We start from the raw sequence: 24,346 nt of genomic DNA, 5'->3' as shown, positions 1-24,346 counted from the left end.
ATGTGAATGGTACACTGACCGTGGATTCTGCTACTTTGACGATTACTGCTAACAGCAATCATAAGACTTATGGTTCTGCTCAGTCTTTCGCAGGCACAGAGTTTACGACTTCAGGTCTACTCAACTCGGATGCGGTCAATTCAGTAACCCTGGCCAGTGATGGCGCTGCTGCTTCAGCTTCGGTTGGCAGCTATGCTACTGTACCTTCTGCTGCGGTGGGCTCTGGTTTGTCTAACTACCATATCAGCTATGTGAATGGTACGCTGACCGTGGATTCTGCTACTCTGACTATTACTGCTAATAATGCGACCAAAGTATTTGGTGCATCGCAAACCTTTGCCGGTACTGAGTTTACAACTTCTGGCCTGCAGAACTCTGACGCAGTTACCAGTGTAACTTTAACTAGTTTGGGTAGTGTTGCTACCGCACCTGTGGGTGGTTATGACATTGTTCCTTCCGCTGCTGTGGGCTCTGGCCTGTCTAACTACCATATCAATTATGTAAATGGTACAAACGCCGTTGGGCAGGCGCTTCTGACTGTAACAGCCAATAATGCAACAAAGGTGTATGGCGCAACACAAAACTTTGCAGGCACGGAGTTCACAACGTCCGGTCTTCAGAATAGTGACGCTATTAATACAGTTACACTAGTAAGTGCCGGTACCCCAGCTTCTGCTCCGGTTAACAATTATCCTATTGTTCCATCAGCACCAGTTGCTGCGCAGGGGACTAATCTTTCGAATTATGTTATTAGTTATGTAAACGGAACAGATGCTGTAGGGCAAACATTATTAACAGTAACGGCTGATAATAAGAGCATATCTTATGGCGATCCGATTCCACAATTGACAGCTAGTTATAGTGGCTTTGTAAATGGTGAAAGTTCTGCAAACTTTATTGAACAACCATCAATAACCACTACTGCAACTGCAGGATCACCTGTAGGCAGTTACCCAATCGCAGTTACCGGTGCTGTAGACAGCAATTATTCATTCAATTACATTGCCGGTACTTTATCTATCAATGCTGTTCCTATCACATTTAATAGTATCCCTTCTCAGGTATACGGAACTGCTGACTTTGATCCGGGAGCTACAAGTGCTGCAACTATCACATATACCAGCAGCAATACTTCGGTAGCAACCATAGTTTCTGGAAAGATTCATATTAAGTCTGTAGGCACATCTTCTATCACTGCCAATAATGGAAGCAGTACAGTAAGTCAGACATTAGTTGTCACTCCTGCTGCTTTGACCATCGTGGCTGACGGTAAATCTAAAAACTACGGCCAGGCGAACCCTGCTCTGACAGCTAGCTATAGTGGATTTGTAAATGGTGATAATTCATCAAACTTAACTACTCAGCCTACAATAACTACTACAGCAACGCAGGCATCGCCGGTAGGCAGCTATCCTATTACTGCAAGCGCGGCGGCAGACTCAAACTATACTATCAGTTATATCCCTGGTAATCTGGTTGTAAATGCTGTATCGCTCGTAATTACTGCAGATAACCAAACTAAAGCATATGGAGCTACACTGCCAACATTAACTGCATCGTACAGCGGTTTTGTAAATGGTGATTCCGCTGCAAGCTTAACTGTTCCTCCTGCAGTTACAACAATTGCAGATCAGACTTCTCCTATAGGTCACTACCCTATTACAGCCGCAGGCGCCGTAGATCCAAACTATAACATCAGTTATAATCCAGGCACATTGACTGTTACCCCAGTGGTACTGGCAGTTAAAGCAGATAACCAATCTAAATATTATGGCGATGCTAATCCACCGTTGACAATAACCTATACCGGTTTCGTAAATGGTGACAATGTAAATAGCTTAACCACCCAGGCAACCGCTTCAACTACTGCAACATCATTGTCAACAGTGGGCACTTACCCTATTACTGTGAGTGGCGCTGCTGACTCGAACTACACTTTCAACTATGTTAGTGGTACTTTAACCATTAACGCAGTACCATTAACATTTAATCCTATTGCTTCACAGGTGTATGGTACAGCTGATTTTGATCCGGGTGCTACAAGCGCAGCGACAATCAATTACTCCAGCAGCAATACTAACGTTGCAACTATTGTATCCGGCAAGATTCATGTTGTAGCTCCGGGTTCTACCAACATTACTGCGAATAACGGAAGTACTATTGTTACTCAGCCGTTGGTTGTAACCCAGGCTCCTCTTACCATTACAGCTGATAATCAAAGTAAAACTTATGCTTCAGCCAATCCGGCGCTGACTATAAGCTATAGCGGATTTGTAAATGGTGAAACTTCAGCAAATCTGACCACACAGCCTACTGCAAGTACTACAGCTGTTACAAGCTCACCTGTGGGTACTTATCCAATCACAGTAAGTGGCGCTGTGGATCCTAACTATAGCATTACATACGTGAGCGGCACGTTGACAGTAGGCCAGGCAACATTGACCATCACGGCTAATAATCAGTCTAAAAATTATGGCGCAGCCAACCCTGCCCTGACAGTAAGTTATAGTGGATTTGTGAACGGTGACACTCAGGCTAACCTGACCTCTCAGCCAACGATCACCACTACTGCAACCACATCATCGCCAATCGGTAATTATACAATCACGGCAAGTGGCGCGGCCAGTCCTAACTATGCTATCAGTTATGTTGCAGGTACGTTAACAGTAGGTAAGGCTACACTGACGATCACAGCTAACAACCAGACAAAAGCGTACGGTACAGCCAATCCTGCCTTTACCGTTGCCTATAGCGGATTTGTAAATGGCGACACTCAGGCAAACCTGACCACTCAACCTACAGTTACAACCGCTGCTACTACCGCATCTCCGGTTGGTAATTATACACTTACACCTGGTGGTGCTGCAGATTCAAACTATGTATTCAATTACGTCCCAGGTACATTGGCAGTAACCCCGGTTGGCTTGCTTATTACTGCGAATAATCAAAACAAGGTTTATGGCGCAGGTATTCCTGTTCTAACTGTAAGCTATAGTGGATTTGTTAACGGTGATAATTCATCAAACCTGACTACTCAGCCTACGGTTACAACTACTGCTACTGCAAGCTCTCCGGTAGGAGGATATCCTATTACTGCCAGTGGCGCTGTTGATCCAAACTATACCATTACTTATGCTCCGGGTACATTAAGTATCAATCAGGCTAACCTGGTTATTACTCCTGATAATCTGAGTAAAACTTATGGTGCAGCTGTACCAACGCTGACAGCAAGTTATAGCGGCTTTGCTAATGGTGATACACCAAGCAGCCTGACGACCTTGCCTACGCTGTCTACTACGGCTACCACAAGTTCACCTATCGGTTCATATTTGATTACTGCTACAGGTGCAGTTGATCCGAATTATAACATTACTTATAATACCGGTAGCTTAACTGTAACTCCTGCTACGCTAACAATCACTGCAAACAATCAGAGCAAAACTTATGGCACTGCGAATCCAACACTGACTGTAAGCTATAGCGGATTCGTGAATGGTGAGACAAGGGCCAATCTGACTACCAGACCTACAATCACTACTACTGCGACTACTACATCGCCTGCAGGCGCATATCCTATTACTGCAAGCGGAGCGGTTGATCCTAACTATACTTTCGTGTACGTTCCGGGAACATTAACCATCAATCCGGCTGTATTAACTGTAACAGCTAATGATCAGTCGAAGATTTATGGTGCAAATAACCCAACTCTTACAGTGATTTACAGCGGCTTCGTAAACGGCGATACCAAAACCAGTCTGACTACCCCTGCAACTGCCACAACTACGGCTACTGCAGCGTCTCCAGTTGGCACTTATCCTATTACAGCGAGCGGTGCGGTAAATCCTAACTATACTTTCGTTTACTTTGACGGTACATTAACTGTTAACCAGGCTACACTTACCATTGCAGCAAATACGCTGGCTAAAACTTATGGTTCGCCAAATCCCGCTCTATCTGTATCCTACAGCGGTTTTGTGAATGGCGATACCCAGGCAAGTTTGTTAGCACAGCCGACTATTGCAACAACAGCAGTTACCAGTTCACCTGTGGGTAATTACCCTATAACTGCCAGTGGTGCATATAGTCCTAACTATACCATCAATTATTTACAAGGCACCATGATTGTTACCCAGGTAGCGTTGTTTATCTCGGCTGATAATCAAACTAAGGCAGCTGGTAGTCCTAACCCAACATTAACTGCAAGCTATAGTGGTTTTGTGAACGGTGATACTCCAGCAAGTTTAACAACTGCGCCGACATTGTCAACTACAGCAACTACCAACTCACCTGCAGGAACTTATCCTATCACTGTGAGCGGGGCTGTAGATCCTAACTATTCTATTGCTTACGCTAATGGTACATTAACGGTAACTAATACTCCATTGACCTTCGCCGCTATCCCGGCTAAAACTTACGGCGCAGCCGACTTTGATCCGGGAGCAACAAGTTCATCATCGATAACTTATAGCAGCAGTAACCCTGCTGTGGCAACTATCGTAGGCGGTAACATTCATATCGTTGGTGTTGGTAATTCGGTAATCACTGCAACAGCCGGTTCGAGCAGCTTAACACAGTTATTGATCGTAAACCCTGCTTCGTTGACGATAGCAGCCAATAATGTTACCAAAACTTATGGCGTTGCACTAGCCGGTGGCGCTGGTTCAACAGCCTTCACTCCATTCGGCCTTGTTAATGGCGAAAATATCGGTAGTGTAACTATCACTTACGGCGCAGGAGCAGCAGCTTCAGCATCAGTAGGTACTTATAGCGGATCAGTAACACCATCTGCGGCTACGGGCGGGACATTTAACGCTAACAATTACTCTATCACTTATAATACCGCAAGTATTATGGTGCAGCCGGTAGCGTTGACAATTACCGCAAACAATCAATCTAAGAACTATGGTTCTGCTAATCCTGTATTGACTGTAAGCTACAGCGGATTTGTAAATGGTGATACCCAGGCAAGTTTAACTACTCCGCCTACTGTAACCACAACGGCCACCACTAACTCACCTGTGGGTACTTATCCTATAAATGTTAGTGGTGCAGCAAGTGCTAACTATACCATTTCGTACAATTCAGGTACTTTAACTGTAGGGCAGGCAGCATTGGTAATCTCTGCTGACAACCATGCGAAGACTTATGGTTCAGTTAATCCTCCATTGACAATAACCTACAGTGGCTTTGTAAATGGTGAGAATCAGACTTACTTAAGCACCTTACCAAACATCAGCACCACTGCAGTCACAGGCTCGCCAATTGGCAATTATCCGATTGTTGTGAGCGGTGCAGTAGCTTCAAACTACAGTATTTCTTATACTGCAGGTACGATGACTGTAACCCCGGCTGCATTGACCATGACTGCTGATAATCAGACTAAGGTTTATGGCTCTGCTAATCCTGCATTAACCATCAGCTACAGTGGTTTTGTAAATGGTGATACCCAGGGTAGCTTAACTACTCTACCAACTGCAGGCACTACTGCAAGCACAAGCTCCGGAGCAGGAACTTATCCTATCACTGTAAGTGGTGCGGTAGATCCTAACTACAGCTTTATATACAACGCAGGTACTTTGACAGTAACCCCTGCTGCCTTGACTATTACAGCTAATAATCAAACCAAGACCCAGGGGTCTGCTAATCCTCCGTTAACTGTAAGCTACAGCGGATATGTAAATGGTGATAACCAAAGCAGCTTAACTACTCCGCCTACAGTAACCACAACGGCTACTACTAATTCGCCTATCGGTGCTTATCCGATTACAGCAAGTGGTGCCTATAGCAATAACTATAGCATCAACTATGTACAAGGCACGTTGACCGTAACAGGTACTCCTTTAGCGTTCGGCCCGATACCGTCTAAGGTTTATGGTGCAGCTGACTTTAACGCAGGGGCAACAAGTTCGAATTCGATAACCTATTCAAGCAGCAACACAGCTGTTGCGACAATTGTGTCTGGCAATGTCCATATCGTAGGCGTTGGCAGCTCAAGTATCACGGCTAATGATGGCACGACCAGCTTGCAACAAACATTGACTGTAACAACTGCTTCACTGACTATTACGGCTAATAATGCGTCGAAAACTTACGGCGCTACTAACCCATCCATGTCAGTAAACTATAGCGGATTTGTAAATGGTGATACCCAGGCTAATTTAACTACGCTGCCAACAGTTAGCACCACTGCCACTACAAGCTCATCTGTAGGCACTTATCCTATAACAGCAAGTGGCGCAGCGAGCAACAATTACAGTATTACCTACAATGCAGGTACACTGACTGTTGGTCAGGCTTCATTGACTATTACTGCTAACAATCAATCTAAATCCTATGGTTCGGCTAATCCATTGCTGACTGTAAGCTATGGCGGATTTGTAAATGGTGATACTCAGGCTAACCTAACCACGGCGCCTACAGTTACAACAACTGCGGTTACAGGTTCGCCTGTGGGTGCTTATCCTATTACTGCAAGTGGTGCGGCAAGTGCTAATTATAGCATCAGCTACGTACAAGGCACCTTAACTGTAGGACAAGCTGCATTGACTATTACTGCTGATAACCAGACTAAGGTTCAGGGCGCTGCAAATCCACCATTAACTGTAAGCTATAATGGATTTGTAAATGGCGATACCCAGGCAAACCTGACCACTGCGCCAACAGTAACTACTACTGCAACTACCGGTTCGCCTGCAGGAACTTATCCTATCACGGCAAGTGGCGCAGTGGGCGCTAACTATAGCATCAGCTATGTACAGGGTACTTTGACAGTAACCAGTAGTCTGGCCTTTAACCCTATTCCATCTAAGGTTTATGGAGCTGCCGACTTTAATCCTGGTGCAACAGGTTCGGGTACTATAACTTATACAAGCAGCAATACCTCTGTTGCAACAATAGTGTCCGGCAATATCCATATTGTTGGCGTTGGAACTTCAACCATCACGGCCAGCAATGGCACCAGCAGTCTGCAACAGACATTAACCGTAACCCCTGCTGCATTGAGCATCACAGCTAACAACGTCAACAAGGCTTATGGCACGGCAATTTCCGGTGCATCTGGTTCGACAGCCTTCACCTCATCGGGCCTGGTTAATGGCCAGACTATCGGCAGCGTGACCATCGCTTATGGTACAGGCTCGGCAGCTAATGCGGCCGTGAACACCTATACCGGCTCGGTAACACCATCAGCTGCTACAAGCGGTACATTTACCCCAGCTAACTACACAATTACTTACAATGCCGGTAATATCGTGGTGACTCCTGTTTCGCTGACCATTACTGCTAATAATCAGACCAAGGTGCAGGGTACTGCTAACCCAACACTGACCGTAAGTTACAGCGGCTTTGTAAATGGAGAAACTAATACTGCACTGGCTACTCAGCCAACGGTAACTACTACGGCTGTTACCAACTCGCCTGTAGGTACTTATCCTATCACTGCAAGTGGTGCAGTTGACGCCAACTATACCATCAGTTATGTACAAGGTACATTGACAGTAACAGCAGCTAACACCCTAACCTTTAATCCAATTCCATCTAAGGTATATGGTGCAGCTGACTTTAACCCTGGTGCAACTACTACCACTGGTTCAATTACTTATACCAGCAGTAACACTTCAGTTGCAACCATTGTATCCGGTAATATCCACATCGTTGGTGTTGGTACTTCAACTATCACAGCCAGCAATGGTACCAGCAGTCTGCAGCAGACATTAACTGTAACACCTGCAGCCTTGACTATCACAGCTACTAATGTGAACAAGACCTATGGCGCAACCCTGACTGGCGGTGCTGGCTCAACTGCCTTCACTTCATCAGGTCTGGTTAATGGGCAAACTATTGGCAGTATAACGATCGCTTATGGTACTGGTTCTGCAGCTACTGCGGCCGTGGGTACTTATACCGGTTCGGTGACTCCATCAGCTGCTACAGGTGGTACATTTACTGCAAGTAACTATACCATTACTTATAATAGTGGTAATATCGTAGTAGGTGCTGCAGCCTTAACCATAACTGCTAACAATGTAAACAAGACCTATGGCGCAACCCTGACTGGCGGTGCTGGCTCAACTGCCTTTACTTCATCAGGCCTAGTTAATGGGCAAACCATTGGCAGTGTAACCATCGCTTATGGTACCGGTTCTGCAGCTACTGCGGCTGTAGGTACTTATACCGGTTCGGTAACTCCATCAGCTGCTACAGGTGGTACATTTACTGCAAGCAACTATAACATCACTTATAATAGTGGTAACATAGTTGTTGGCAAGGCACCGTTGACCATTACTGCCGATAACAAAACCAAAACTCAGGGCTCTAATAATCCAACATTAACAGTAAGCTACAGTGGTTTTGTTAACGGTCAGACAAATTCTGTACTGACTACCCAGCCAACAGTGACTACTACCGCCACCAAAAACTCGCCTGTAGGTACTTATCCTATTACAGCAAGTGGCGCTGCTGCGGCAAACTATAACATCAGCTATGTACAGGGTACCTTGACCATAACATCATCTAGTAACATAACCTTTAATCCTATTCCATCCAAAGTTTATGGTGCAGCTGATTTCAGTCCGGGCGCAACAAGCACTGCAACGGGTACAGGTACTATAACTTATACAAGCAGCAACACTGCAGTTGCAACTATTGTATCAAGTAATATCCATATCACAGGTGTAGGTACATCAACCATTACTGCAAGTAACGGATCAGGCAGTGTATCGCAAACCTTAACAGTAACACCAGCCACTCTATCTATCGCTGCTAATAATGTAACCAAAACTTATGGGGCAACTCTGACAGGTGGCGCAGGCTCGACAGCCTTTACTGCAACTGGGCTTGTATATAACGAGACTATTGGCAGTGTAACTATCAGTTACACTGCAGGTGCAACTGCAACGTCAGCGCCAGCCACCTATTCTGGCGCAATAACCGCATCTTCCGCAACCGGCGGCACATTTAAGGTGGCAAACTATAACATTACCTACGTTTCCGGTACCTTAACTGTAAGCAAAGCTCCGCTGACCATCACGGCCAATAATGTGAATAAGACTTACGGAGCAACCCTGACCGGAGGCGCTGGTTCGACGGCATTCACTGCAACTGGTTTAGTTAATTCACAAACTATAGGATCAGTGACAATATCTTATGGCACCGGATCGGCAGCAACAGCGGCAGCAGGCACTTACACAGGTTCGGTTATTCCATCTTTAGCGACAGGCGGCACATTTATAGCTGCGAACTATACAATTACTTACGCTAATGGTAATATAGTAGTTAATAAAGCTCCATTGACCATCACAGCTAATAACAAGACCAAAACTCAGGGCACTGCTAACCCTCCATTGACTGTGAGCTACAGTGGTTTTGTGAATGGACAAACAAACTCAGTACTGACCACTCAGCCAACGGTGACTACTACCGCGACAATAAGTTCACCTGCCGGTAATTATCCGATCACGGCAAGTGGCGCTGCTGCAGCAAATTATAGCTTCACTTATGTACAGGGTACACTGACTATTACTAACCCTCAGGCTGCAAGTATCATCTCGGTGAACAATCCGTTGCATGAAACGTATGTGCCAGTTGATGAGCCTTCAGTAAGGCAAGCTGTTTCGCCAAACGGTGACGGTATAAATGATGTATTGCACATTGATAACATCGAAAGCTACCCTGATAACAAGGTAATGCTGATGAACAGAAACGGTACAACCATTTATGAAATGACCGGGTACGACAACGTGAACAAAGTGTTCGATGGGCATTCAAATATCACTAAGCAAATGCAGCAGCCTGGTACTTACTTCTACATGATTGAGTACAAAGTGAAGAGCGGTGAGGTGAAACGTAAGACAGGTTACTTTATCATCAAGTATTAATGAACTTAAAGAATTGTAATATGAAAGCAATCAAAAAGTGGGGTATTTGCCTTCTATTCCTGGGATTTGCGCTGGGCCTCAGGGCCCAGCAGCAACAGGAGTTCGGCTATACCCAGTACATGGACAACCTGACCCCTTTTAACCAGGCTTATTCAATGCTTGATAAAAACGGATCTGTAAGTGCATTGGTTCGCAAACAGTTTGTCGGTATTCAAGGAGCGCCGAGTACCTTCATTTTTAACGGCAATCTGCCAATTGAGTCAATTAACGGTGCATCCGGTTTGCTGGTGATGAATGATCAGTTTGCAATCGAATCAAACACTCAATTCAGTGCCTACTTTGCCAAATCCATACAAATGAGTGATGCGGATTTTCTGGCGGTATCTATAAGTGGAGGTATAAAAAGCTACAGAGCTAGTTTTTCAACGCTCGCCCCTACCGATCCGCAATTTAAAGATGATGTCCGCCAAACCCGTCCTAATCTTGGTTTTGGAATAATGTATTACAGCGATAATTATTTCGTGGGGCTGTCGATGCCTGAACTAACTATTACAGGATTAGGTACAGCCAGCGTACAAAACAATACTAATTTCAGAAACCACTATTATTTTTCGGGAGGCTTCATTACGGAAATTGCGGACGGCATTAAATTAAAACCAGCTGCGATGGTAGCCTACGCCAATGGCGTACCAGTTACTGCTAATATATCGGGTACTATCTTCCTGAAAGATATGCTTGGGGTTGGTTTGAACTATCGTTCTGACAACGAAGCTGCAGGGATCATATCTATTAATATGAATTCATTCAAATTAGGATATAGCTACCAGTTTGGCACATCGTCAAGTAACCTGGGTGGTTTTAATAACTCCATACACGAAGTTACCCTGACCTATCGTTTCGGTACCAACCTGGTTCCTAAACTATTGTAAGTAATAATCATTTATCTAATCTGATGTTAAAAGCCTTTTATCACGAAAGGCTTTTTTTATTTTCTCAGGCATTGTTCTTATTAACTATAACATCAAGTCAAACAATTACGTTCTATAATTAATTAACTACATACCGGTCGGCCGGTAGTAAAAGTGCAACGGGATGAAGAGATTATTATACCTTGGGATATGTGCGGCGATATGTTTTTTCTCCTGCGAGAAAAACTCATCTGATGTAAAACCGACAAACAAAACTGATACCACAGGCGGCACATCTAATAATAGCAATGTAGCAACAGGTTTGGATAATGCGGCTATGCTGCAAATGGTGAATAATGTCCGTGCAACCGGTTGTACTTGCGGCACAACGGCAATGCCGGCAGTTGCACCTTTAACCTGGAACGATGTACTGGCTGCCGCTGCTTTAGCACATAGTCAGGATATGAATACCACAGGTAACTTTTCCCATAATTCATCCGATGGTACCTCTTTTAGCGATCGTATTACGGCAACCGGGTATACGAACTGGCGTTCGCTTGGAGAGAATATTGCATACGGCTATACTACAGAACAAGCTGTCTTTAACGGCTGGCTGCAAAGTGAAGGTCACTGCAAAAATATTATGAATGCCTCTTTTAAAGAAATGGGTGCTGCTAAAGCGAGCACCTATTGGACTCAGGATTTCGGCGCAAAGTAATAATTGATTTCTGACTGCTGACTTTTATACAGCAACCCGGGACTTTTTAGGATCGAGTAATTCCTGATATAAGCCGTCATATGAAAAATCCTGAGAGAGGAATCTACTGGTTTCATAGGCTACCCCAACACGCAGCGCTTTTAGTCCGGATACTGCTTGCAGATCTTCCACATCAAGATGCTCCACTTTGTAAGTTAGTATACCTGCCGACCGCAGAATACGAATATATCGGCCATATTCGGCCTGTTCTTCTGCTTTTGAATACACGATGGTTATGGTACCTTCCGAGGTTATACGTTCGCGGGTTCCTTTTATATAAGCCTTATCAATCCGTTTCTTGATTACCTCATAACGGATATTGTAGGCACCGTCTACATCAAAGTGCTTTTCATCCATCCTGAAGCGAATAGCGATCGGCGCACTGAATACTAATATCAATGATGTTACGCCGAGATGATAGGGCAATATATGCTTCAATCGGTGCTGCTCTATTTCCATTTCGGCAGTAACCAGCAATTGCCAGAGGCGCAAACGCTCCAAATCGGCAACATCGAATTTTTTTTCAGGAGCTATCGAAGCACCGATATACACATTATGTTCAACGCCGTCAGTTTTAAAGCGCTCAAAATAATGCGGAAAATGTTTCTGAATCTCAGCCTGGCGCTCATCCAGGATAGTAATCAGTTTTTCATTTACCAGCGACAGCGTTTTTTCATAATTGCGGCGATTGGCATAGAAGTCCCCTGTCAATGGATTAGCATGTTTAAAATATGCCTCAATATCCTCTTTAAAAGAGCCCTGTACTTTTGAAAACAGGGGATATATATTTATTTCCAGGTAATGAAGGACATTTTGCTCTGTATCTGCTTTAATTCCCAATGACAGTTCATTAAGAAGCCTCTGCAGATCCGGCAGATATTGTTCAGAACCTTTTACTGCGCCTCCCAGTTCGAGCTGCTCCAGTAAAACAATCAGCCCGTTGAGTTGATTTTTGAGGTCATTTTTAACACTCAGATTCCTTGTCACCGACGAGTTTTTTATGTCAACTTCTCCGTAAAGCGGATAAACATCCTTAAAGGCAATTTCTTTCAGGTTATAAGCCAATCCCAGATTAAGATTGTAAATATAATTTTTAGCCTCGCGCCTGAACTTCCAATTGACGCTCGGGTGCATGTTAGTGTAATTTTTTTGTATGACTGCGTCTACTTTGTTTTGATGTTCTTTTATCCTATGGTCGATAGTTTCAACAAAAAAAGGCATCACAATTTCCAACCGGTGTGCGTTTACACTGTTCAGAACATTCACCTTAGACGAAACAAGTTCCAATATTCCCAGCAAAACGCCATCTTTGATAAATGGAGCAAGGATAAAACTTCCAATATCCTGATCCTTTAGCCGGGCTGCCCTAAGGTTTGACGGATCATTGGCCGAATATTCCGCCACATCAGATACAGCATAATACTCGTGTTCATTGATCAGGCTTTGATAAGAAGCTTTTGAAAGAATTTCGTGACACTCACCTTCATCCTTATCTGTTAATAAAAAGCTGCGTATTTCTTTCCCAAATACCCTGGTGCTGAACTTACCCTCAGCCTTGTCAAATGCGGTAAACCCTATGCGCAGGTCAGGTATTCTAAATATCGACCTGAAAGCTGAGTCGATGATATTCTGCATCTCTGGCTCTGCCTTATCTGACAGCAGGCTTGTTTTTAATATAGCTACCGCATTTTCGGTCGTGGCGTCAAACAAACTGACAAGGGCAAAGCCTTTGAGTATCCAGCTTCCTGCCGGGAATTTTTGCTTCCACAGAGCCAGGTCATCATAATTATCGATCAGAAGCTTGATATCGGCATCTGTTAACTTAATAGCTTTTTCAGTGGGAACAACTTCAATAAAATCGGCATTGTACAATATACGGTAATGTTTTACAATGCCATCCGCTGTGGGTATATCGTAAAAAAGCGGTTTGGAAAAATCCAGTTCAGTACCATAAAACTGGTTCAGGATCATGCAGCAACTGCCAACGTAAAACTGGTGATCGTTAAAGTCGCGGATATTCATGTCAAAAGACATCCCTGCCGCTTTCAGAATATTCCGGAACCTTTCTGTCTGGTTAAATATCAACCCCTGGTACGGGATACTTACCCCTTTTATTTCATTATAGCTCAATAAAGGCGGAAACAGCGGCGTCAGTAACCTCGAGATCAGAAGCTCATTCTCTTTTATCTGCGATATATCAGTAATCCCATCTCTCAATTCTGGGTGCGCATTCACCTGGTCCAGTAATTTTTTGGCCCCCTCGCTATCGCGAGCAGTCTCTTCCAGTTGCTCTATCACCTTGTGAAACGAGAGCCTTATCTGAAATGGGTTATCAAAAAATTGTGGCAACAGCATAATTTCTACAGGTTCTGTATCACCAAAGTTATATAAAAAATAGCCAGTCGATTATATGCCTGTAAGTTTCTGACAAGCAGATGAATGTAAAATGTCTTTTGTAAAACACAACCAGCAATTAACGGCTAAAATCGCAACAGCAAGGAAAAATACGGATACCATCCCTCTGTTGAGTGTGCTGCCACAACCTGGAATAACGTCAGTCCCGCCGGCATAAAATAGATGCCGCCACCATTGCCCACATGCCATTTATCCGAGCGGTCATTATCGGTCCATACCCTGCCTGTATCAAAAAAGCCAGTTAAGCCAAGTTCACCGGGTAACACATAGCTGGCAATCGAAAATAGTTTAATTCGCGCTTCAAAATTATTATAGGCCATAGCCTTACCTGCAAAACGATAGGCCCGGTACCCCAGCAGGTTTCCTTGTCCACCTAAAAATAATGACTGGTAAAACGCCGCGTCACCAAAAGTGGCTCCGCCTCCTATCCTGTCCGCCAGGGTGACCACCGTATCTGCAAAATGAACATAAAACGCTGCTTCGCCGGTTATTTGGGTAAAGCCCCTCGAATAACTATTTAAGCCTGCCATACTTTGGAGTTTAATATTCAGATAACTCCCTTCTGTGGGCAATAGTTTATTGTTTCGTCTGTCATCAATCAAAAGTGCTGTTGCTCCCAGATGAATCTTATCTTTTGCGATGGTAAGACTGTCGTATGAATGGATGAGGGAGGTATTTTCTATAAGTCTTCCAACATTCTCTCCGGGATTAAAATGATAATATTGGAATGACGGACCTATGCTAACGCTAAAACCCTTTTCATTTCGCCATCTTAATGCAGGATCGAGCAAGTAAGTATTGAAACGTGTACGGTAATATCTTACATAATCACCTGTTTTGTCAAATGATGTTTCGTTACCCAGACCGAAAAAGTTTATGGTATTGTTAGGCGCTTTTACATTCGCGTCGATCAATATGTCCGTGTTACCGATGGCATGTATCCATTCGCCATGATATTTTAGATCAAAAGCCTGGGTGGAGAATGAATGCGTCACCATCAACTCCTGTATCTGGCTGTATGGCTTTGTGCGGAAGCCATCCTTACCTGTATATCTAAAGCCCAATCCCAGTAAAAAGCCATCGTCTTTATTTATCTGGACATTGGCTAAAGGAGCCCATACATGAATTAGATTTACAGGCAAAAAAGTAGTGTTTGCACTATCTTTTGAGATATGCAGGCTTGCCCGCGAGGCATCGCCGGTGAGCGTTAAATTTTCTTTTGATTGATCATAGATGCCCACCGTGTTTGCCGATTTTTCAATATGATATTCTTTATGGTCAATACTATCGATAAATCTTAGCTTGATGGGCGACTTGCTATTGTTCAACACAATTTTATCGTTACCTGCCCCCATATAAAATCTTATTTCCTGGGTAATTTTCGGATCAAAGGTAAAATCAAGCAAAACATCTTTCACATCTCCATCTTTGTTGATCTTATTAATTACTACGCTTAGTCCATTGTCAGGCGCATCCTTAATAGTCACTAATTCATGTTTGTTACTCACACGCATATCAACTATCCTATTAAAGAAGTAGTAATACCAGGAAAAAGCTGTGGGCAAATTACTCCGTCTCTCTTTTAGCTGACTTAATAACCAATCATGCCTTAACTTGAATACCTCCTTGGGTAGCCTTTTTAGTCCATCTTCCAAAACTGCATCGGTTTCTTCGGCGCAAAAGTCATTAACCACTTTCATCCATTCGGCATAAGTGATGCGGCTATAGGGAAACCTGTCAAACCATTGTGAATTGATCAGCGAGTAACGTATATCCCTGATATTACCACCAAAAGTTTGCAGGTAAGGTCCTATCCAATCACGTGAGGCCAGCCAGGGGATCACACCGGTGTTCAAATACAATGCCTGGTCCCTGTCGCGGGGTACAGGCCTATATATCCTTTTCTTATCGTCCTTCTCTTTGGTAAAGCGCCAGTTGTCGTCATGCCTGTCCCAGTCTCCTATCAGAACATCCAGACATCTTGCTTTCAAAAATGCTTTCGCATCAAACGAGTAATCATTATCATCCGTCATGTTCTGCACAGCTTCCAGTGTATTATCTGATTTTCCGGTTGGTTCCCTTTCTTCAAATAAGCACACTTTGTTTACCAGTAAAGGCAGAAATTTCCCGAGCGCTTTATCCGGTGAAACCACACCAATTACAGGATTAGCGTGAGGAATACCGCCAGCCTCGGCCATGGGTGGCACGATCAATGCTGAAAAAGGATGCTGTGCACTCATTGCATCAATAAATAGTTCGCGGGCAAAAGTCTGCTGAAGCTCTAATGGCAATATTTTTACAGGATCTTTTTCGATGCTCCGCAATACCCATTCCTTTCCGGTCGGGTCGATCAACCTTAGTGAAGTGGTCTGGAACCCACCACCCTTTCGTTCGGGCGTAAGTCCGCCCTTCATTTCGGATATCCGGAAAACAGGCAACTTTACGTCCATTCCCCACTCTTTGCGATAGCCCTCACCCAGGAAGAACCGGTGCATCCCGCTCACTTTATCATATTGAGCATGTACTTTCACCACAATACTATCCTGAGTGATAGGTTTGATGTCGTCTTGTGCCCTGGCCAACAGACCGGGCAACATAATCAAAAGGATAAGGATGATCTTCTTCATGTTATTTCATATTATAGCTTTTCAAAACATTGATACTAAAACGGTGACTAACAACCCCGCTTGCTATTCCTAATATCGTACCTACTAAAACATCTGAGGGATAATGTTTGCCCAAATACATTCTTGAGAATCCTACCGACCCAGCCCATAAAAATGCCGGCCCGGTTATATACCATTTATTATACTCCAATGCCAATGAAGTTGCCATCGCAAAGGCCACCAGTGTATGACCGGAGGGGAAAGACGGGTCTTTTGTGTCGCTATTAGCGAAGATGACACCGGGGTATCGCGTAGAAGGCCGCACCTCCTTAATTGTATATTTTAGCACTTCTCCTATTATGCCACTAATTCCGATGCTAATTAATGTTTCATAAGAGCGGTTACGTGTTAAGCCACTTCCCTGGAAAATTCCGTACGATAATTGTCCCAACGAGATGGTTGCCGGTATATAATAAAGGGAATTACTTGTGTATAACCAGTATTTCGAATCGGGGTGCTCAGGGTTGATTGTCTTTAATATATCGACATCAAGATTCTGGGCAAAAAGCCCAGGTCCGCAAAACAGCAGCAGTATAATTGTGATATAGAATCTGATGAATCGCATAAATAAAGTCTAAGGGCGTATTGCTATTGTAAAACCGGTTCCTGCAGCTTGTTTTTCAGTAAAATATATATTTGTTTTTGGGATTCATTCAATGGTTCGCCATTCTCTACCTTCACATTATTCAATTTTTCATCAATCTGTACGGCCTGCACATTATCATTCAACTGCAAATTCAGCATTTCAATAATTTGTTGTTTCATAGTTGGCTCTGTCACCGGGAAACACACCTCAATACGGTGATAAATGTTCCGGTTCATCCAATCAGATGAGCCCATGTACAGGTCCTGCCGGCCATTGTTATGAAACAGAAATACACGGCCGTGTTCCAGGTATCTGTCCACTATCCTGATAATGCTGATGTTCTCGCTAAGGCCTGCAATACCAGGCACAAGACAGCAAATACTGCGAACGATCATTTTTATTCTCACACCAGCCTGCGAGGCTTCATAAAGTTTATTGATCAGCACCCGCTCCTCCAGATTATTCATTTTGATAGTAATGGATGCAGCAAGTCCTTTTTTTGCGTTGGCAATTTCACGGTCGATCAGTTCAAGGAATCTGGATTGCAGATTGAACTGCGCCACAAGCAAATATTTAAAATTTATTTTGTCTTCAGATCCGGGTTTCTTTCGTTTCAACAGGAAAATAAAAAGCAGTTCCACTTCCCGAAGTATATCATGATTAGTAGTAATCAGTATATGATCGGTATAAAAGGCGGCGGTAGTTTCGTTAAAATTTCCGGTGGAAAGTAAGCCTGAATAACTATTGCGACCGTCGATATTTCGTTTTATCAGTGCTACTTTGGCATGTACTTTCAGCGCAGCTACACTATAAACAATTCTCACCCCGGCATTCTTCATTTTCTTGGCCCATTTGATGTTATTCGCTTCATCGAAACGTGCCTTCAATTCAATCATCACAAATACCTTCTTACCATTTTCGGCCGCGCTGATCAAGGCGTTTACTATTCTTGAATTACTGGCTACCCGGTATAAGGTGATGTAGATTTCTTCGACCGCAGGGTCAATCGCTGCTTCATTGAAAAATCTTAATATGGTATTATAAGATTGGTAAGGTGCATGAATACAGATATCCTTCTTTTTTAACTGATCAAATAATGACAACTTATAGTTGATCTCTTTTACCGGCAAAGCAGGCCATTGGTCATAATTGAGCTGAGGATTTTTCACTGGCATCTGGCCGAGGTCTTTCAGGTTATGATACCTGCCACCCTCAGTAATACTATCAACCGATAAATTAAGACGGCTTTGAACAAGATATAATAATCGCAAAGGCAATCCGGGTTCATAAAGAAAACGCGTAGCCAGGCCTGAATCCCGCTTTTTCAGTTCGTTTTCTATTCCGTCTAATATATCCCCCGAATATTCGTCTTTCACATCAATCTCTGCATCACGGGTTATTTTAATACTAAAACAGCCTTTGACGCTGGCACCCTTAAAAATTTTATCGAGGTTGAACCTGATAATATCATCCAGGAACACAACATATTGTGTTTTATCGATGTTTACAGGATAAAATCTCGGCAGCTGATCGGAAGGGATATTAAGGATCATATTCTTTTCCAATCCACCCTGCTCAATCATTACAACGAAGTATATCTTGTTATTTTCAGGAAAAAATGGCGTGTTGTTATCCGTCAGATCGATCGGTTGCAAAAAAGCCAATATCTGACTATACAAGTAATCGTTAACAGCTGCTAATACTTCTTCCGGCAGCGACTCTTGGTAAAATAAATGAACGTTATTCTTTTTAAGCGACGGAATAATATGCTGCGTAAGCGTTTGCCCAAACAATTCCAGTTGTGCGCCAATGACCTTTCGTACCTCCTTGAGGTTCGTTTTGGCGAGCTCTTCACCACCATCGCCTGACAAATAATGTAATGCCATCTGAACTGGCATACGCACCCGGTAAAACTCATCCAGGTTAGATGAATAAATAGACAAGAACCTGATCCGTTCCATTAAAGGCACGGCCGGTTTGCCTGCTTCGCGCAGTACAAGCTCATTAAACGCCAGCCAGCTTATATCACGGTCAAAGTATTGCACCGATGTTTCCATATCAGCTACTGTGGGATTACTGGTACAGGTTCCGTATGAAACATAACCGCTATAACAAAAGCAAGCACGGAGAGAATAAGCCCAAACATAAAGATATTATAAGCAATCCTTAATTGTAGGTATTTTCTGCCTAAAACAACTCCCTGTGAGTACACATCCATGATGAGGGTATGGTACAATAAATCCTTGTCAGCCATCACCTGTTGCATACCTGATGAATAATCATCCAATTTCATCTTGTAGAAGTTGCCAAAAAAAAGCAGGTTTACTTTTTTCTCACCAACCTCGTCAGAAGAAAATATACCTTTTGGTATAGAAGGCCGGGTGGCAAGAATTGAAAAGATGATGCTCAATACACTCACAGAAAGCAGCATAAACGTAGGTATAATAATAAAGCTATTGTTATCCAGTTTACGAAGAACCAAACTGATAATGGCTGATAAAATAATAGAGTTAACTGTAATAAGTATATGCGCCTTCCCATCAGCCATATCGCTCAGGCGTTGATTATTGCCTGACGTAATGCGGAACATGGTTTCAATACCCCGTTCAGGGATGTCTTTATTTTTTTTAGACCGTTCGGTATGTTCTGCATGATCTACATGTTCTTCATGATTAATTTGCGGCAGATCTGTTTCCAATTGTTTCAGATCTTCTTTATTCAGGCGCTCTTTTAGTTTTTCCAGGTTTTGTTTCTTTTTATCGTTCAGCAAAAGATTACAGTAATCAGTAAAATAATGGTGTTGCTCCATAAATTCAACTGTTTTCAGCCTCCATTGCTCCTTTGATATTTCAGTTTTTGTAGCAGCTTCAATCTCTTTCCTGAGCAGTTTGTTCTTCTCAGAGAACGTATCCGATCCAAAATGAAACATGTCGGCGTCGCATATAATTTCTTCCAGCAGGTCTTGAGGATTTTGTGGCATTTCAGTCGCCATAATGCATTGATTGATCTTTGCAATAGTTGCCTGATCTATCTCCTGCTTTCTTAAATAATTGTCGGCAATTTTCACACTTTCCCGTTCATGGTGATCGCGTGTCTTTAAATAACCTGTATCATGAAACCAGGCGGCTGTAACTACCACAAAAAAATCACTGTCGGATAATTGATAGTGATTGGCAATCTGTATAGTGGAATCGACCACAAGCTGGGTGTGCGCCTTGTTATGATAAGGCAATCCGTTATCGGCTTGTCCGCCGAACATCGACGTCACATATTGTGCTACTTGTTCGAGTGAGGCTTTGTAATTCATCGGCAAAAATTTGATATCATTATAATAGCTGTAGTAAAGGCAGTTTTAAGTCTAAAACTACAACTAAAGGTCGAATATTCCTATCCTACTGAAATAGGTATTACATAAGCAAAGCAATGTTGTTTTTGTATTACACGCTATTTCAAATCACCTACTAGTTATTAAATATTTGATTTAAAAGGAGTTGATCACTATTTAAAAATCCGGCTAATGATATTTCGCAAATAGACGAAGAGAAATGACCAAATAATGCAATTATATACCGTCATATTATTTAAAAAAATGACAGAAATAATAGATAATTCTTACCTTCAAATAAGGAATTTATCGGTCTTAATATGCCTGATTATACCCAAATGCTATATGATATCGAAGTGCATTCTGTTGAAGGCATCAGGCGGTATTTTGATCAGGGTGGTGATCCAAACGAGGTGCATAATGGAATACCCCTATTCACTATGATGGTAGAAATGTACTTTCGCTCCCCTCGATTCAAAGATTGTATACAGGTATTTATTGACCGCGGCCTGGAGTTTGACGATAAAGCTTTGCTGGCTGTTTTAACTGATAATGACGAACAATTGGAGGAATTATTAAAAGCAGACCGCGATATAATTAAACGGACCTATTCTCAATTCAATAATACTTTCACGCCGCTAGCTGGCGGCACCCTGATGCATTTCTGTGCTGAATACAATTGTGTGGCTTGTGCAGAGGTGTTATTGCAATATGGCGCTGATATCAACGCAAAGGCTGGGCTGGACGAACATGGCTTTGGCGGGCATACACCTATTTTTCACACCGTTAACCAACTCCTGAACAACTCTAAACAGATGTTGCATTGGCTTTTGGATAATGGCGCTGATCTTAATATCACAGTTAAAGGATTGATCTGGGGTAAAGGATATGAATGGGAAACTTTTATTCCATCAGTGAACCCAGTCAGTTATGCCCTGATGGGGCTACTGCCACAAATGCACCGGAAAGATACTACAGTCGCCGAAACGGTCTCACTATTGATCAAACACGCATACGGTATTGATTATACGCCCGGCAACGTTCCGAATGCTTACCTGAAGCATTAGTCGCTTGTCGGATTTCAACCCTCTCTTTGTCGCAGTTGAGTGTTCCGGACGGTGATTTATCAGCCTACCTTTGGTAAATCAACAAATAATTATAAACCAAAAACGATCTGGCTATGCAAAAAATAACCCCTTTCTTATGGTTTGATCATCAGGCCGAAGAAGCAATGAATTTTTATACTGCGGTTTTTAAGGACTCTAAAGTCGGCGAGGTTAGGCGTTACAAAGCAGCCGGCCCCGGTCCGGAAGGCAGTGTGATGACGGCTTCGTTCGAGTTATTGGGTCAGCAGTTTATCGCACTAAACGGTGGACCAATATTTAAATTCTCACCTGCAACCTCCTTTTTTGTAAGCTGCCAAACGCAGGAAGAAGTAGATTATTACTGGGAGAAATTAGGTGAAGGGGGCAGAACTAATCAATGTGGCTGGCTCGACGATAAATTTGGTGTCACCTGGCAAATTGTGCCTGCGATGCTCGATAAAGTCCTTCAGGGTAGTGAGCCTGAAAAAGCAAATCGCGCCATGCAGGCCATGATGAAAATGACCAAGCTGGATATTCAAAAATTGCAGGATGCTTACGACGGGAAATAATCTGTTTAAATCAGATTCAGCATCTTCTGAGTGGCCTTAATGGCTGCTACCGTCTGGTCACTGTCTAGTCCGCGGGTTTTAAATTCCCGGCCTTTGCAATCCCACGTAATAATGGTTTCGCATAGCGCATCTGATTTACCTCCTGGCGGGATACGTACAGCATAATCCGTTAACAAGGGCAGGTCGAGCCCTTTTTTCTTATAGATCACTTTGAGCGCATTCATAAAAGCGTCATATTGACCGTCGCCTTGCGAATGCTCCTCAAAAATTTCTCCATCCACATCGATACGCAAAGTAACCGATGGCCGGAGGTTTTTTGAATGAGTAAGTACATAATTTTCAATATGTACCTTCTCATCTATTGTATTACTATCCAGTATATCAGAAATGATATAAGGCAGGTCAGATTGTGTCACAACTTCCTTCCTGTCACCCAGTTCGATAACCCGTTCAGTAACTTTTTTTAAGTCAACATCCGATAAACGGATACCTAATTGTTGCAGGTTGTTCTCAATATTGGCCTTCCCGCTGGTTTTGCCCAATGCATATTTACGCTGACGGCCAAAACGCTCGGGCATCAGGTCGTTAAAATAGAGGTTGTTCTTCTTATCGCCATCGGCATGGATACCTGCTGTCTGGGTAAACACATTCTCCCCTACGACAGGCTTATTTACCGGTACCCTGAAGCCTGAAAAGGTTTCTACCAATTTACTTACGGTATACAATGACTTTTCTTCTACCGATGTGTGTACATCTTTCACATAATCATTCAGTACCGCAATTGTACTTGCCAGGGGCGCATTCCCAGCCCTTTCGCCCATGCCGTTGATGGTGAGGTGCAAGCCTTTTACTCCGGCATTTACCGCTTCCAGTACGTTAGCAATGCTCAAATCGTAATCGTTATGAGCATGGAAATCAAAATGAATATTCGGATATTTCGGCACGATGGCATCCAGGTATTTTCTTGTTTCGGATGGAATTAGCACGCCTAACGTATCCGGCAATAATATCCTTTTAACAGGCTGAGTGGCGAGGAAATCAAGATACTGAAAAACATATTCCTGGGAATTGCGCATGCCATTGCTCCAGTCTTCCAGGTATACATTGGTTTCTATGCCGTTTTTGGCAGCATAAGCAATCACTTCTGCAACTTCTTTAAAATGCTGTTCGGGAGTTTTTTTAAGTTGATAGGTCAAGTGATTTAATGAGCCTTTTGTAAGCAGGTTCATCACTTTGGCCCCGGCTTCCACCATCCAGTCCACTGAAGTAGTGCCATCCACAAAGGTTAGCACCTCAATTTTATCAATAAAGCCGTTTTCGGTCGCCCATTCAGTAATTTTCTTCACCGCTTTAAATTCACCTTCTGATACTCGCGCAGAGGCAATTTCAATACGGTCAACCTTTACTTCAGTAAGTAAAAGCTGTGCTATAGTTAATTTTTCGGACGAAGAAAAGGATACCCCGCTGGTTTGTTCACCATCACGCAGGGTTGTATCCATTATTTCAATATGGCGTTGCAACTGGCTCATTGTACTAAAAATATTGCTGCAGATTAATAGATACTCTTTGCAGCAAAGCCACCTATCTCTTCTTTCATCGCCTGCAGGTAGTCAATATCATCAAACCCGTTGAGCAGGTTGTGTTTTTTGTAACCGTTTATAACGAATGATTCCTTATCACCAGTTTTCAAAATAGTGATAGTTTGATCATTCAGGTTTACCTCCAATTCGGTTGATGGATCGCCGATCACATTTTTGAATATCTTATCCAAAAACTCAGGGCTTACCTGAACCGGCAGGATACCTACATTGATGGCGTTGTTTCTGAATATATCCGCAAAAAAGCTGGATACTACACAACGGAAACCGTAATCGTAAATAGCCCATGCGGCATGCTCGCGGCTACTGCCGCTGCCAAAGTTTTTACCGCCTACCAGTATTTTGCCTGAATAGGTTGAATCATTCAATATAAAATCCTGTTTAGGCGTATTATCTGGATTATATCTCCAGTCCCTGAAAAGATTATCGCCAAAGCCTTTACGTTCAGTAGCTTTTAAGAAGCGCGCAGGGATGATCTGGTCGGTATCAACATTCTCTATTGGCAGCGGAACTGCTGTACTTTTTAATATTGTGAATTTATCGTATGCCATTTTAATTTTAC

Annotated in this window: 12 protein-coding genes; 5 read left to right on the top strand and 7 right to left on the bottom strand. The window is 43.1% G+C overall.

Annotated features, from left to right (window positions below):
* Positions 1-20 precede the first annotated feature (20 nt).
* The 3 genes from Q3A68_RS19060 (at position 21) to Q3A68_RS19050 (ending at position 11,501) form a co-directional block, all read left to right on the top strand.
* Positions 21-9,875 (top strand): MBG domain-containing protein, encoded by a 9,855-nt coding sequence (locus tag Q3A68_RS19060; RefSeq protein WP_302902718.1) that lies wholly within the window; start codon positions 21-23, stop codon positions 9,873-9,875.
* Between the two features lie 20 nt (positions 9,876-9,895).
* Positions 9,896-10,804, top strand: a complete 909-nt coding sequence (locus tag Q3A68_RS19055; RefSeq protein WP_302902717.1) for a PorP/SprF family type IX secretion system membrane protein — start codon at positions 9,896-9,898, stop codon at positions 10,802-10,804.
* Between the two features lie 163 nt (positions 10,805-10,967).
* Complete coding sequence (locus Q3A68_RS19050; protein ID WP_302902716.1) at positions 10,968-11,501, top strand: CAP domain-containing protein; 534 nt, start codon at positions 10,968-10,970, stop codon at positions 11,499-11,501.
* 24 nt (positions 11,502-11,525) lie between these two features.
* Here the strand turns inward: Q3A68_RS19050 and Q3A68_RS19045 are convergent, their stop codons facing one another.
* From Q3A68_RS19045 to Q3A68_RS19025, 5 genes are all read right to left on the bottom strand, one after another.
* A complete protein-coding gene (locus Q3A68_RS19045) occupies positions 11,526-13,895 on the bottom strand; it encodes a GAF domain-containing protein (RefSeq protein WP_302902715.1) in 2,370 nt (789 codons plus the stop codon).
* Positions 13,896-14,020: 125 nt separating this feature from the next.
* Entirely contained in the window at positions 14,021-16,582 is a 2,562-nt protein-coding gene (locus tag Q3A68_RS19040) for a BamA/TamA family outer membrane protein (protein WP_302902714.1), read from the bottom strand.
* Between the two features lies 1 nt (position 16,583).
* The gene (locus tag Q3A68_RS19035) at positions 16,584-17,186 is read right to left on the bottom strand and encodes a phosphatase PAP2 family protein (protein ID WP_302902713.1); all 603 of its coding nucleotides are present in this window, start codon (positions 17,184-17,186) and stop codon (positions 16,584-16,586) included.
* Between the two features lie 23 nt (positions 17,187-17,209).
* Positions 17,210-19,264 (bottom strand): polyphosphate kinase 1, encoded by a 2,055-nt coding sequence (ppk1, locus tag Q3A68_RS19030; RefSeq protein WP_302902712.1) that lies wholly within the window; start codon positions 19,262-19,264, stop codon positions 17,210-17,212.
* 5 nt (positions 19,265-19,269) lie between these two features.
* Positions 19,270-20,514, bottom strand: a complete 1,245-nt coding sequence (locus Q3A68_RS19025; RefSeq protein WP_302902711.1) for a Pycsar system effector family protein — start codon at positions 20,512-20,514, stop codon at positions 19,270-19,272.
* Positions 20,515-20,852: 338 nt separating this feature from the next.
* Here Q3A68_RS19025 and Q3A68_RS19020 point away from each other — a divergent pair, with 338 nt between their 5' ends.
* Positions 20,853-21,599, top strand: a complete 747-nt coding sequence (locus Q3A68_RS19020; protein ID WP_302902710.1) for an ankyrin repeat domain-containing protein — start codon at positions 20,853-20,855, stop codon at positions 21,597-21,599.
* Positions 21,600-21,712: 113 nt separating this feature from the next.
* Positions 21,713-22,186 (top strand): VOC family protein, encoded by a 474-nt coding sequence (locus Q3A68_RS19015; protein WP_302902709.1) that lies wholly within the window; start codon positions 21,713-21,715, stop codon positions 22,184-22,186.
* Between the two features lie 5 nt (positions 22,187-22,191).
* Here the strand turns inward: Q3A68_RS19015 and Q3A68_RS19010 are convergent, their stop codons facing one another.
* Together Q3A68_RS19010 and leuD are read right to left on the bottom strand one after the other, a co-directional pair.
* The gene (locus Q3A68_RS19010; protein WP_302902708.1) at positions 22,192-23,685 is read right to left on the bottom strand and encodes an alpha-isopropylmalate synthase regulatory domain-containing protein; all 1,494 of its coding nucleotides are present in this window, start codon (positions 23,683-23,685) and stop codon (positions 22,192-22,194) included.
* Between the two features lie 53 nt (positions 23,686-23,738).
* Positions 23,739-24,335: a 3-isopropylmalate dehydratase small subunit gene (gene leuD / locus Q3A68_RS19005; protein ID WP_302902707.1), complete on the bottom strand. Its 597-nt coding sequence runs from the start codon at positions 24,333-24,335 to the stop codon at positions 23,739-23,741.
* Positions 24,336-24,346 lie beyond the last annotated feature (11 nt).

The sequence above is a fragment of the Mucilaginibacter tolerans genome (assembly GCF_030519375.1).
Classification (GTDB): Bacteria; Bacteroidota; Bacteroidia; order Sphingobacteriales; family Sphingobacteriaceae; genus Mucilaginibacter.
The sequence above is the reverse complement of the archived record's forward strand: the minus strand, read 5'-3'. Positions and strand labels throughout refer to the sequence as shown.